Genomic DNA, 13371 nt, shown 5'->3' on the forward strand with positions numbered 1-13371 from the left:
TTCGCGTCAGTAAAAAAATGTGCGTGAGGTTTGTTTAGGCCGGGATTACCCCCAACTGCTGCATCAAACCAAAATCATTTTCATTGACGTGTACGGAGACGATTTTGCCATGGCGAATCGTGAAGATGTCGATACCAAAATCCTTGATGCGATTGCCAGTAGGCGCTGCACCCAAAAACTCGCCGTTGTGAGTCCCTTCAATCGACCAGCGCGAAGCCACTTTATTGCCTTCTGAGGTTTGGCGAAGTACGGAAAACTTGATGTCCGGGAAGGCATTGCGCAGATACATCACAAATCCACGGAAAGCTTCATAGCCCGCGATGGGCTCGGGTTGCGTAGGAATAATAAAGGCAAAGGAAGGATCGAGAATTTCTTCAATGACTTCCAGCTTGCCCTGACTCATGATTTCTTCAAAATAGCGATACGCCAGTTGTTCGTTTTGTTCGGCGGTCGTTTCGGGCGTGGGAGTTTCAGACGGAATTACCCCGAGCTGCATCATCAGGCCAAGGGTATCTTCATGACCAATAGATTCGGTAATTTTTCCATTTTTGATCGTATGCCACGTCATGCCGTCAATCTCAAAGGAACGACCGTTGGCTTCAATATCGCCTTTGACCGTAACCAACGGGCCGCCGGTGTGCGTACCGCCGCCAATCCAGCGGGTTACAACCCAGTCATCGCCAGCCACCATATCCTGAGGATTGATGTAAAAATCAGGAAAAGCGCCGTGGAGCATCTGCACCAAACCCAGAAAGCCGTCCGGCCCGCGGAAGGGTTCAGGGTGCGTAGGAAGAGTAAATACAAATTCAGGATCCAGAATTTCGTACGCGGCTTCGGAGTTCATGCCGTTCATAATCTGGTAAAAATACCGTCGTGAAATTGCCTTGTTTGCGTTCATCGTTGAGTAATTGTTTAGGAAAAAACAGGGTTTGCATCACCTTCGGCTTGTAGCAGTCCACCAAATAGTTTTTGCCTCGTGCCTCGGTTTGACAGCTTGAATTTCACATCTTGAAAGCAAAATGCAGGAGAAAAAATAAGTGAAACTGAAAAATTCAGGGCTGAACCTGTTCAGATCGCCCCTCAACTTTTCGCTCAGCCAGCCCATTTTTATTCACAGCTTCCTTTGATAGCTAATCAAAGGAAGCAGAACAGTAAATGAAATACCTATTTTGGTGAATTATATAACTATTCTTTTTTGTAACAGGATATTACTATTTTTTGTCTATAAAAAATGCAGGTTTTTTAATTAAAAATAATAGTAGTATAATTACTCAAAAAATACCTATACTACATATTTCCATCACTTTCCCTCCATTTTCTGGCCTGCCCGGATGGCAATTCCAATCTACCTGGCCTAAGATCCTGCACCATACTGAACACGTGCCTACCACCAAACTCCACCCATTGAACTACATATTTCAGACGTTGGCATGTATTTCCTAACTTTTGAGTCAAACTATCCGCACATTTGACTGTTATCACCTCCGAAGCTTCATACATACTGGTAGAGTCCCTTTTCATTATTTATCCTGATTTGAAACTGCTAAAAATGAAAAACTCATTATGGAATCTTTACAACTTCTTTTGGTGTCAATTCGTGAGGAATGGCAAAATTGTCTCATTCAAACCCTTCAATCTTCGGGTTACGAGGTTAAAATAAAAGTAGTAAGTAGCAAAAAACAGGCATTGCTTGCCTGCTACCAATCAAAGTTCGAACTCTTAGTTACAAACGAATCGCTTGCCGACGGTGCGTGCGGTGATTTGGTACATGTGCTGGGCTATTCTATGCCATGCCTTATTGTTCAGGAAGAAGGCACGGTTGCAGGTCACATCACTGAGCACTCCTGTTCACACGCATTGTCTTTACCCGCGCAACAACCGGACTTATGGGAGGGAATTCTTAAAGAAGTGATTCGAGGTTGGGAAAACAGGGTGGCCACAAAAATCGCTCAGGGAGAGCAGAATCAACGTTCGTTGTATCATAAAGTAGCCGCCCGCTGTGCTTCTGAACTCTATCACTCCACCGAAAACCGGATTGAAAACGCGTTGAAGGTACTTCTGGATATTATGGAACTTAGCCGGGTTTACATTCGCGAAGCGGCATCTTCCACTCAGGCATCGGCTGCCATTTTACACGAAATTGTAGCGCCCGGACAAAAAAACCTAAACACTCCGTTTGGCTCGACCTACGAAGTGCTCATTCCCAGGCCCAATGGCGAACGGACTTACCTCGGTGTGGAAGATTCAATTAAGGAAAGAAATTGGCAGAATGCCGAAATAGATCTTTTGAAAGCGGTGGCGTCTTTGCTAAAAGAAACCCGCGGGGGAATTCGCCGCAAAATAAATATGTACAGCGAACTAAGTATGAGTGCCTGATTTTCTGACATTTGTGTTGTGTTCTGCCTTTGTGCAGGAAAAATCCAAATAAAATCCTGAATATTATGGCAACGCAGCGCTATTTTGGTACCGCACATCTGTGGCGTTTTTGCATAGTTATATGCCTGATCGTCAATTTACCCCGCTTTCTGACCTTTTTCTGGAACCCGCATTACTTCGAATCGCTCGGTGGGTTCAGTTTTTATGCACTCCTGTTGCAGTTTTCCACGAGTCTGTTGTTCGGCATTACGTTTGCATTCGTAGAAATTGATTCGCACCATCCGCTTGCGCTTTGGTATCATCGGCAGTTGTCTGCCATAAAAATAACGGTGCAGGCTATACTTTTCCTTTTGCTCACCGAGCTCCTGTTTCAGATTGAGGTGGCAATAGCCGAACCTGTTACGGAAATTAGCTTTTACCATTTTTCTTACTTCGTAAGACATCTCGTTATTTTAGGCGCCATTCGTGGATTTTGGTACTTCATTAGTGTTGTGCACGAGAGCAATCAGGTAACGATTGAAAATGAGCAACTTAAACGATTAAAAGTCAAGAATCAGCTGGAAGCGTTGAGCAATCAGCTTAATCCGCATTTTTTATTCAATGCGCTCAACATTCTGAATGTCTCCATCACTACTGACCCCGAAGGTGCCCAGAATATCGTGCATAATCTGTCGGATATTTTACGCTATAATCTAAAAATCCAGAATCAGAATCTCGTGCGGCTTTCCGAAGAACTCGATGTGGCCCAATCGTATCTGGGACTTTACAAAGCGCGTTTTGGTGAGAAACTTTTGTTTAGTTTTGAAAATACAGATACTCGCAAGGTGTGGTACATTGTGCCACTTTCACTCCAAATATTGATTGAAAATGCCATCAAGCACAACGTCATTACGTCCAACAGTGTATTGCATATCAAAGTTTGGGTTAATGAAGCCAAAAGCCAACTCATTATTACAAACTCAATAAACAAGAAAACCCAGGCCGAAAGTCTCGGCATTGGATTAAGTAACTTAGGTAAACGAAATCAGCTGATTTTGGGTAAAACGACCTCGTCCTCAGAAGATGCCCAACAGTTTACCGTAAGCGTGCCCCTTATTGAATCTCCATGACTCGTATATTAATTATTGAAGATGAATCTCCGGCAGGCGTATACCTGCAAAATCTTATTCTGCAAATTGATCCGTCAGCTCAGGTTTTGGCTATTCTGGAAAGTGTGGAACTGTCGGTCGAATGGCTCAGCAGTCACCCTTCTCCCGATCTGATTTTTCTGGACGTACAACTCGGCGACGGCACCTGCTTTGAAATTTTTGAACAGGTATCAGTGCGCTGTCCGGTGATTTTTACCACGGCTCACGACGAATACGCCATTGATGCGTTCCGGCTCAACAGCGTGGATTATTTGTTAAAACCGATCAAATCTTCGGCCCTGCACAGCAGTCTCGACAAGTTTCATCAGTCCAACAGCGAACTGTTAAAAATGAAGGTGCATTCGCTGGAAGAAATTATTCATCATCAACTTTTGGCCCGGAAAAATACCCGTCGCAATTTTCTGGTCCCCTACCGCGACAAGTTGATTCCGGTGAAAGATGAGGAATTTGCCTGGTTCACGATTCAAAACGGAATAGTAGTGGGTACGCTCAACGACGAACGTACGTACCCCATCGAAAAATCGCTGGAAGAACTGGAAAATCTGCTGGATTCTGATCGGTTTTTTCGGGCCAACCGACAGTTTATTGTGGCGCGGGGGTGTATTCGCGAAATTGAATTTTACTTCAACGGCCGCTTATTGATACGCGTTCATCCTATTTCCAATCAACTGATTCTCATTAGTAAAGAACGAGTACCTATTTTCAAAAAATGGTTTGAAGAAAGTTAGACAACTTACTTTTTATCCATATTGCTCAGGTCAGGCAAGGGGCTTACGGAAGTCCAGCCACCATCTACCACGAGGCTTTGGCCGGTAATGTGCCCCGAAAAAGGAGAGAGCAAAAACAAAGCTGCGTTCGCAATGTCCTCCCGGGTAGCAGGCCGGCCCATAGGCGTAATGGCAGACCACACATCCGAATAGGTCGGGTCTTCCTGTTGCGTACGTTCGGTGAGCGTGGCCCCCGGTGCCACGGCATTAATCGTAATTCCGAAGGGCGAAAGTTCTACCACCAGATTTTTGGCCAGCATTTCGAGCCCTGCTTTGGTCATGGCATACGCAGCTAATTGCTGATGTGCCTGATGCCCAACTACCGAAGACATAAGCAGGATACGGCCACCTGATTTTTGCGTCCGCATCTGCCGGGAAGCTGCCTGAGTGAGTAAAAACGAACCGACCAAATTGACATCAAGAACCCGGCGCAAATCAGCGGAAGGATAATCAAAGAAATCACCAAAAAGCGTAATGCCCGCATTGGCTACAGCAATGGTCAACTTTCCGAAGCGTTCCACAGCCATCTGCACAAGGGCCTGAATGAAAGGCTCATCGGCAGCGTCGCCGGGCATTGCCAGGCAAGTGCCACCTTCCTGCTGAATTGCCTCGGCGGCCTGATGCGCAAGCGTGGCGTCACGGTCGTTGAGCACAACGGCAGCTCCCCGGAGAGAAAGCTGCCGTGCGATTTCAAAGCCGATTCCTTGTCCTGCACCCGTTACGAGTGCTACCTGATTGGCAAAAAGTGAATCGTTCATCTGGTTTTTATACGTTGCCCAAAGGCGCCAAACATTATTTTGGGAAAACTAAAATTTAAAAATCAGTGAGAATCACGCGTCACCACATCACCCGAGCCTCCCCGCAGAAAATCCATATCGGCTCCTTCGTGCGCCTGCATCACGTGGTTGATATGCAGATTGACATACCCGCGAGCGTAGCCCAGTTCGAGAGGCTTCCAGTTGGCCCGGCGGCGGGCAAGTTCTTCATCCGACACATCCAGATGCAATCGGCGGTTTTCAACGTCGAGTTCAATCATGTCACCATCCTGCACCAGTGCCAGCACGCCACCGATTGCGGCCTCGGGCGAAACGTGCAGTACCACAGTACCAAAGCCCGTACCGCTCATGCGGCCATCCGAAATACGTACCATATCCATGACCCCTTTTTCCAGGAGTTTTTTTGGTAAAGACATATTGCCCACTTCCGGCATGCCGGGGTATCCTTTTGGACCAACATTTTTGAGAACCATCACCGTATTTTCATCAACATCCAGATCCGGATCTTCGAGGCGCAATTTATAATGATCAATATCTTCAAAGACAAGCGCGCGTCCGCGGTGTTGAAGCAGTTCCGGTTTGAGTGAGGCCGAAGGTTTGAGGACGGCACCATTTTCCGCCAGGTTTCCCTTTACAACTACCAGACCGGTTAATTCTTTCACCGGCTTTTCGAGTGTACCAATAACTTCGGGATCAAAGCATTCGGCAGCTACGCAGTTTTCCTCAACGGTTTTACCGTTTGCCGTAATGATGCCGCCATGCAACCTTGAAAGCAGTTCTTTGATTACTACCGGCAAGCCGCCAGCATAGTAAAAGTCTTCCATAAAATACCCGCCGGAAGGCTGCAAATTAGCCAATAACGGAATTTCGGCAGAAAGATGGTCAAAATCTTCGAGCGTGAGATCTACGCCAATGCGCCCGGCAATAGCCAACAGGTGAATCACGAAATTGGTAGAACCTCCAATAGCAGCGTTGATTTTTATAGCGTTTTCAAAGGCCTCTCTTGTCAGAATCTGTGAAAGCCGGAGATCTTCTTTGACCATACTCACAATGCGCCGACCCGACAAGTGGGCATTTACTTTACGCCGCGAATCAGCCGCGGGAATTGCTGCATTTTCGGGGAGTGTCAACCCCAGCGATTCAACCATACAAGCCATCGTAGAGGCCGTGCCCATGACGGCACAATGTCCCTGACTGCGGCACATGCAGGCTTCGGCGGTGGTTAGCTCGTCCTGCGAAATCTGACCCTGCCGGTAGGCTTCACTAAACCGCCAAATGTCGCTCGTTCCGATGCTTTTGCCCCGGTAGCGACCGGTGAGCATTGGTCCACCCGACACAACGATCGTAGGAATATCCACACTACACGCGCCCATTACCAGCGAAGGCGTGGTTTTGTCGCAGCCACAAAGCAGCACGACACCGTCAATTGGATTGGCCCGGATCGACTCCTCGACGTCCATACTTGCCAGGTTTCGGTAAAGCATTGCCGTTGGCTTGATGAGCGTTTCGCCCAGCGACATGACCGGAAATTCGAGCGGGAAACCGCCCGCTTCCCAAACCCCACGCTTGACGGACTCGGCCAATTCGCGGAAATGCCCGTTGCAGGGCGTGAGTTCCGAAAAAGTATTACAAATCCCAATGACAGGACGTCCCTCAAATTCATCGGCCGGAAATCCCTGATTTTTCATCCAGGCCCGATATATAAATCCATCTTTTCCTTTTTTTCCAAACCAGCCTCGGCTGCGCAATTCTTTCTTATCCATAATAGAGTTAAGGTTCAATCGTGATCGATACTAACCAGGTAAAGGCAATTTGCCTACAATTATAATCACTGATTTCTGATGTTCAAGGTAAATGGAAGGAATGCGTTGTACCTTTCCTTACCCATATTTCAAATCAAGATTGCAAAGAAGTTGATCCGATATTTTGTCCTTAGGACTAAAAAGCAGAAATTAGAAAGCAGAATATTCATGATCTTACGTCAACCTATGTCCGGCTTCTTTTTACCAATCCAAACCAAACACGTTGGTTTTCTATTCATTGCGCTGTTTTTCTCTATGATTTCCTCTTTTGCACAGCCTGCCACCGATCCGTTTTTACAAAAACTTCTTGAAAAAAATCCTGAGTGGTTTGATTCCATTCTCAAAAATCCCAAAAATTATGGGGTACAGATACTTTACACCAAAATTGACCGGAATCGTAAAAATGAGCCTAAATTTACAACCTACCGCTATAATGTAGATCGTAACGCCTATTTCTATCCGGCCAGTACGGTCAAACTGCCTGCTGTGCTTCTGGCATTGGAAAAACTGAATCAATTAAAAATTCCAGGAGTAGATAAAGAAACACCGATGATTACGGAGGCAGCACGACCGGAACAAACGGCAGCTTTGACCGACACTACCGCTGAAAACGGCCTGCCGTCCGTTGCGCATTATGCCCGCAAAATCCTGTTGGCGAGTGATAATGATGCGTTTAATCGTTTGTATGAATTTATTGGTCAGGAAGATTTTAACGAACGGCTGCGAGCCAAAGGCTATCAGGATGTGCGGATGCGCCACCGGCTCGAACAGCCCATGAGTGTTGAAAATAACCGCTATACGAATCCGGTACGATTTGAAAAAGACGGAAAGGTACTTTATCAGCAGCCGATGGCTTATGCCCAAAAAACCTACGCCCCCGAAAACCCGATTCGGCAGGGGAAAGGCTACATGAAGGGCAATACGTTAGTGGAAGAGCCTTTTGATTTTACAGATAAAAATTTCTTTGGCCTCGAAAATCAGCATAACATGCTGAGAGCCATTTTTTTTCCTGAAACCCTCGAACCTTCCCAACGCTTTGATTTATTACCCGACGATTATACTTTTTTGTATCGCTATATGTCGCAGCTGCCGATGGAAACAAGCTATCCGGAACATTATTCAGAAGATTTACACGATAGTTATGTAAAATTCCTGATGTTTGGGGATAGCAAAAAGCGCATGCCGAGGCATATTCGGATGTTTAATAAAGTAGGGGATGCGTATGGGTACCTGCTGGACAATGCTTACATCGTAGACTTTGAGCGCGGAATTGAGTTTTTTCTCACGGCGGTTATCTATTGCAATCAGAATCAGATATTTAATGATGACACCTATGACTACGAAACGGTAGGCTTTCCGTTCATGGCGCATCTTGGAAAAGCAGTTTTTGAATACGAGGTTAGCCGCAAGCGACGCACCCGCCCTGACCTGAGCCGATTTGAAGTTGAATACGATAAGTAAGCCCCTGGAATTTTAGATGCTCTAAATTCAGGAAGTTCGTTTACCAAACAACCACGGACGGCAGTAGAACAAATTGTACATGTGTCCGCCAATGAGCAGAAAAGAACCTACATAACCCAGAATTTCGAACAGAACGTGCTTGTTTTCCAAAAGAATCGACACCGAAAACAAGGCAAAGGCTCCCCACATAAACGCGCGAAGTGCCGGAAGCTGATGGTCACGTGAGGCATAATATACCGCCAAACCGTTGATGAGAATGAAGAAATAGTCAAAACTAATACCACCCGCAGCATGTTGATGATCCATTGAATAGGAAGAACCAATAGCTAAGGCGGGAGTTATAAGGCAGTGAATCAGACACATGACTGAGCCGGCAATACCGACATAATCAGCCTTTCCGTGGGTGTGTTCTTTGGTATGTATGGTTGAATTCGTCTTCATGAGTTTATGCAATACTGATGCAAAAGTAACAGGAAACTTTATGTTTTGCAACGCTGTTGCAGGATAAAAGATTCAATTTACTGCTTCACCTCACGAACTTTTAGAAATCAAAAGCTGAATTGTACCTTTACAGAATCAACCAATGAGTTTACAAAGGGACGATTATTTCGGGAAAGTAGATTATATTTAAAGTAACCAAAATCAAGTAATGAGCTATGAATCAATTTGTTAAAAATACGTTGAAAGATCATAGCCTGCGCAACACGCTTTGCCGGGAAGATATTCTGGAAACATTTTTGTCCAGGGAAGTTGCCCTTTCACATGGTGATTTGGAACACTCACTGGGTGAAAAATTTGACCGGGTAACGATTTACCGGACTTTGAAGACTTTTCTTGAAAAAGGAATTATCCACAAAGTACTTGATGAAGAAGGCATGCGCTATGCGCTGTGCAAAGAGCGCTGCACGGAACATAATCATCACCACGATCACGTACATTTTAAGTGCAGCGAATGCGGGCAAACCAATTGCCTGGAAAGCCTGCATATACCGTCCATTCAGCTTCCGGCGGGCTACCACGCACAGGAAATGAACCTACTGATTCAAGGCCTGTGCGCGGCATGCTCGGAGAATTAAAACTCTGAATTAGTTGACTTCCAGATCAAAATCCAGATTTACATCATCACTTCCCGGACCGGGTGTTCCATTCTTGACGGGAACGCCGTTTACAGGAGTCTGATGCCGTAGCTGTACTTTCAATTTCCCTGTTCCGGCAGCTCCGGTGGTAGCAGTTCCTGTAAGGCCAATCGGGAAATTATTTGCATCTTTATCACCGTAGACATAGGTCAGCAACGATGCAGGCGTGGCCGTAAATATTACAAGATGTTCATCGGCTTCTTCTTCTACTTCTTCCGTTATGTCTTCGGCAGGAGTTTTGCTCTCGTCCAGAAATTCAACTGTAAGCGTATAACTTGTATTTGCTTTGAGCGCTATCTTATCAAAAGTAGTTGGGGCGTTTCCACCATCACCATCTGTGTCCCGGAAAGTAAACTGTAAAGGAGTAGTGCTTCCAGACTCTGTAAATTTCAGTACAACGGTTGTTATCAACTCATTTTCTTCTTCAGGCTCTACATCCTCTGCTTTCTTACACTGTGTAAGAAATAAGGTCAAACCTATCATTACCAACGACATCCATTGCTTTTTTCTGTTCATCTTATTTTAGTTTATTAGTTATAAAAAATAGTAAAAATTCAGATTTTCACCCTCCAAAACTCCACTGAGCTCTGAGAGAAATCATTCGTCCGATTTCATCGGAGAAATAGCGGAAGCGGTTCAGATAATCCCGGTAAACGGTATCGAAAAGATTATCAACGGTTATAGTCAGTTCAAGTTGATTTTTAGGACTAACTTCCCATTTACCCCCGGCCTGAACAGCCCACAACGAATACGCCGCCGGAGGCGGAGCAAAATCACTTGCCGGTGGCACCCGCCGCTGTTCGGCCACCCAACGATTAGTAACCGAAGCATACAGATTGCTCCATTGTCCAGCTTCTTTCCATTGGTACTTCAAGGCATTGTCCCAGCGATTTGCCGGAATCATCACGAGGTAACTATCATTGCGTACGTCTGTAACCCGCAAATAGGAAAACTTACTAGTCCAGGCGAGTTCTTTGGTTAGGTTCAGTTCCGCGTTTACATCCAATCCGGCAAAAGTGGCGTTGGTTTGGGTATATTTGAAATAGGGAAAAGCACCACGAATGGTCAGAATAGGCTCGGGCTGCGGTTTCAGATAGATATAATCCCGGATATAATTATAGTAAGCACCTACTTCTACCCTAAGTCGGGAATGTTCATATTGCGCACTCAGAACAGAATTCAGTGCTTTTTCGGGTTGCAGATTTTCATTTCCTTCCTCAAAAGCGGCTGCTCCGTGGTGTACGCCATCACTAAATAACTCGCTAACATTTGGCGCACGCCAGGCCGAGCCCATATTGAACCGTACCGACCAGGCATCCGAAAGATTTCGTCCGGCACCGATGGTTCCGGAAGCATTATGAAACCGGAAAATGTTCGTTACTTTTTCGCGGCTCACAATTCTGTACGTCGAAAGAAAGCGATAATCGTAGCGAAATCCTGCTTCCAGTTCCCAGCCGTTTTGCACGAGACGCTCAATGGCAAAAAGCCCGATATTCCATTGGTCAAAATTTGGAATCAACGGTCTTCCACTCATCAAATTGTACTGATAAAGCGTACTGAGCCCTAGCTGTCCGGCAAATTTCCGGGCCAAAGGCTTATGGTCCCAAATCAGATCGTTGGTCAGTGTATTGAGTTTAAAATTAAGTTCGGGGCGATTGAGGGCTGCCAGCGAATCATTGCGGGGGCGATGCAGGTCATACTCGGCCCGTTGGTTTAGCTGTCGGGCCACTACCCACTGAATGCGGTTTCCATCCGGAAAATGGTAGTGTGTTTCGACTTTCAACAAATCATGCTCGACATCCTGAAACGGACGATTGATCGAGTAGCTAAAATCTGACTTGATGAGCGGTTCCCCATTTTCCAGTACAGCCAGCAAATCGGTAACACTGCCAATATGTGCGCCGGAAAAAATACCGATTTGGGTGGTGAAATGACTGTAAAAAGCTTCAATACCAAAGCCACCTTTGCGATAACCGGCAGCAAGCGAAAAATTTTGTTCGGAAATACCGGTATTATCCAGGAAATAGTTTGGGGTTCGGATATTTCCACCCCGCTTGCCTGTGGCCTGAGCGCGCCAGCCAAAGCCTTCCAGCCCCTTAATGCCTCCCTGAAGCGTAGCCGAAGCAACGCCTTGTCGGCCATTGGAAAAGTATACGGTATTTACCTCACCACTAATCGGTTTATCAATCGGTAATTCTTTGGGCTCTACCAAAATTACCCCTCCAATAGCATCCGAGCCATACCGCACCCCGGCGGCTCCTTTTACTACTGCAAGCCGGGTGGCAATAAATGGATCAATTTCGGGCGCATGCTCAGAGCCCCATTGCTGCCCTTCCTGCCTGATGCCATTATTCATGATCAGAATTCGGTTGCTGTGCATGCCATGAATGACAGGCTTGGCAATAGATGCCCCGGTTTGTAAGGTAGTAAGGCCGGTAATTGATTTCAGGCTTTCGCCCAGAGACTGTCCGCGGGTTTGGGCTAAGGCCGAACCGGACAATATGCTCAACGGCTGCGTACTTGGGGCATCGGTCCGTTGAGTCGTTATATCAATATCATTCAGGTGGATTTCCGTTTCAGCCAACGAAAAATCTTCTTCGTGGCCTTCGGTGAGATCAATTCGGTGGCGGCTCGACTGATAACCCACGATCCTGCACTCTACATCATATACCCCGGGACAAAGTCCCGCAAACTGATAGCGTCCTTCGGCATCCGTAAACGTTCCGGTGTTTTTTCCGATCAGCAAAACCGTGGCACCTACCACGGGCAGGCCGGTGTGCTCATCTTTTACCACGCCTTTAACAAAGCAATGGCAATCCTTTTCCACCGACTGTGCGAGTCCGGGAAGCAGGTTCAAGAGTCCCAGAAGAATCAGAATCCCTTGTTTGAATAATATGAATGAATTCCTATACTTTGCCACAATGTTGCAAATATATGCTTTGTGCAACCTTGTTGCAAAGTTTTTTAAAACTTCTTTTGAAGTTGATAGACTTTCGTTGTTTAGTACCTTTGCGCCCTCAAAACTCCAATTCCAGTTTAATGAATTATATTTTTATATTAAAACTACTGATGATGCCCTTACTCATGGCCGGGGTCACGCTCAGCGTTCGGCGGTGGGGGGCTGCCATCGGTGGCTGGATCGGCGGTTTTCCGTGGGTTGCAGGACCAATATCTTTTTTTATGGCCTGGGAGCAGGGCGCTCCCTTCGTAGCCAATACCATACCAGGTGCCTTGATGGGCTCTGCCGGAACCATCCTTTTCGCCTATTCCTATGCCCGGCTTTCGACCCGTTGGTCGTGGTTGCCTACGGTTTTGGTGAGTTATGGAGTTTTTTTTACAATTGCATTTCTGTCGCTTCAATGGACACCCAGCCTGTGGCAGGCTCTCGGGTTGAATCTTGCAACGCTTACGCTCATTTTGTATCTTTTTCCGAAACCTGAATTTAAAGCAGTCGTTTCAAAACAACGCCGCTACGACATACCGCTGCGGATGGTAGTTGCCACGCTTTTTGTTCTGGCATTGACGCAGGCAGCCGAACGCCTCGGCCCCACGTGGAGTGGTCTGCTGACTCCCTTCCCCATTATGACTTCTATTCTTGCGGTTTTTACGCATGTTCAGCAGGGTTCAGCCGCTACCGCCCGAATCATGTATGGTTTGTTACTGGCCGGCTATGGATTTACTACATTTCTTACCGGGGTATACTTCCTGGTTCCGATGCTTCCTATTGGCTGGGCCTATTTTATCCTGACGCTCGGAACGCTTGTGCTGAATGGAATTGCTTTTAAGCTCATTCGATAAATCAATAAGTCCAAGTGTATACATACAAAAACTCCCGTCCAAGGAACGGGAGCTTTGCCATACTATACACACACTAAAACTTTTTTTGTCTTTGCTCGCTACTTGCG

General features: G+C 46.3%; 12 protein-coding genes. 6 read left to right on the forward strand and 6 right to left on the reverse strand.

Annotation, left to right across the window (positions count from 1 at the left end; genetic code table 11):
- Positions 1 to 34 precede the first annotated feature (34 nt).
- Positions 35 to 898, reverse strand: a complete 864-nt coding sequence (locus tag EZE20_RS13870) for an ester cyclase (RefSeq protein WP_132118631.1) — start codon at positions 896 to 898, stop codon at positions 35 to 37.
- A gap of 665 nt (positions 899 to 1563) precedes the next feature.
- On the opposite strand from EZE20_RS13870, the gene EZE20_RS13875 reads away from it, so the two are divergent.
- The 3 genes from EZE20_RS13875 (at position 1564) to EZE20_RS13885 (ending at position 4252) form a co-directional block, all read left to right on the forward strand.
- Positions 1564 to 2376: a hypothetical protein gene (locus EZE20_RS13875; protein ID WP_132118633.1), complete on the forward strand. Its 813-nt coding sequence runs from the start codon at positions 1564 to 1566 to the stop codon at positions 2374 to 2376.
- 65 nt (positions 2377 to 2441) lie between these two features.
- Positions 2442 to 3485, forward strand: a complete 1044-nt coding sequence (locus EZE20_RS13880) for a sensor histidine kinase (RefSeq protein WP_132118635.1) — start codon at positions 2442 to 2444, stop codon at positions 3483 to 3485.
- A complete protein-coding gene (locus EZE20_RS13885; protein WP_132118637.1) occupies positions 3482 to 4252 on the forward strand; it encodes a LytR/AlgR family response regulator transcription factor in 771 nt (256 codons plus the stop codon). Before EZE20_RS13880 ends, EZE20_RS13885 begins: the two co-directional genes overlap by 4 nt.
- A gap of 5 nt (positions 4253 to 4257) precedes the next feature.
- Here the strand turns inward: EZE20_RS13885 and EZE20_RS13890 are convergent, their stop codons facing one another.
- Positions 4258 to 5049 (reverse strand): SDR family NAD(P)-dependent oxidoreductase, encoded by a 792-nt coding sequence (locus EZE20_RS13890; RefSeq protein WP_132118639.1) that lies wholly within the window; start codon positions 5047 to 5049, stop codon positions 4258 to 4260.
- Positions 5050 to 5111: 62 nt separating this feature from the next.
- Positions 5112 to 6830, reverse strand: a complete 1719-nt coding sequence (locus EZE20_RS13895) for an IlvD/Edd family dehydratase (RefSeq protein WP_132118641.1) — start codon at positions 6828 to 6830, stop codon at positions 5112 to 5114.
- A gap of 207 nt (positions 6831 to 7037) precedes the next feature.
- On the opposite strand from EZE20_RS13895, the gene EZE20_RS13900 reads away from it, so the two are divergent.
- Entirely contained in the window at positions 7038 to 8330 is a 1293-nt protein-coding gene (locus EZE20_RS13900) for a serine hydrolase (protein ID WP_228713748.1), read from the forward strand.
- A gap of 27 nt (positions 8331 to 8357) precedes the next feature.
- Here the strand turns inward: EZE20_RS13900 and EZE20_RS13905 are convergent, their stop codons facing one another.
- On the reverse strand, positions 8358 to 8771 hold the full coding sequence (locus EZE20_RS13905) for a MerC domain-containing protein (protein ID WP_132118643.1): 414 nt from the start codon (positions 8769 to 8771) through the stop codon (positions 8358 to 8360).
- A gap of 215 nt (positions 8772 to 8986) precedes the next feature.
- Here EZE20_RS13905 and EZE20_RS13910 point away from each other — a divergent pair, with 215 nt between their 5' ends.
- Positions 8987 to 9406, forward strand: coding sequence for a Fur family transcriptional regulator (locus EZE20_RS13910; RefSeq protein ID WP_132118645.1), 420 nt, complete (start codon positions 8987 to 8989; stop codon positions 9404 to 9406).
- Between the two features lie 9 nt (positions 9407 to 9415).
- On the opposite strand, the gene EZE20_RS13915 is transcribed toward EZE20_RS13910, so the two are convergent.
- A complete protein-coding gene (locus EZE20_RS13915; protein ID WP_132118647.1) occupies positions 9416 to 9982 on the reverse strand; it encodes a hypothetical protein in 567 nt (188 codons plus the stop codon).
- Positions 9983 to 10028: 46 nt separating this feature from the next.
- Complete coding sequence (locus tag EZE20_RS13920; protein WP_228713750.1) at positions 10029 to 12323, reverse strand: TonB-dependent receptor; 2295 nt, start codon at positions 12321 to 12323, stop codon at positions 10029 to 10031.
- Positions 12324 to 12535: 212 nt separating this feature from the next.
- On the opposite strand from EZE20_RS13920, the gene EZE20_RS13925 reads away from it, so the two are divergent.
- On the forward strand, positions 12536 to 13264 hold the full coding sequence (locus EZE20_RS13925) for a hypothetical protein (RefSeq protein WP_228713752.1): 729 nt from the start codon (positions 12536 to 12538) through the stop codon (positions 13262 to 13264).
- The last annotated feature ends 107 nt before the right edge of the window (positions 13265 to 13371 follow it).

Source organism: Arundinibacter roseus, from assembly GCF_004348825.1.
Lineage (GTDB): Bacteria > Bacteroidota > Bacteroidia > Cytophagales > Spirosomataceae > Arundinibacter > Arundinibacter roseus.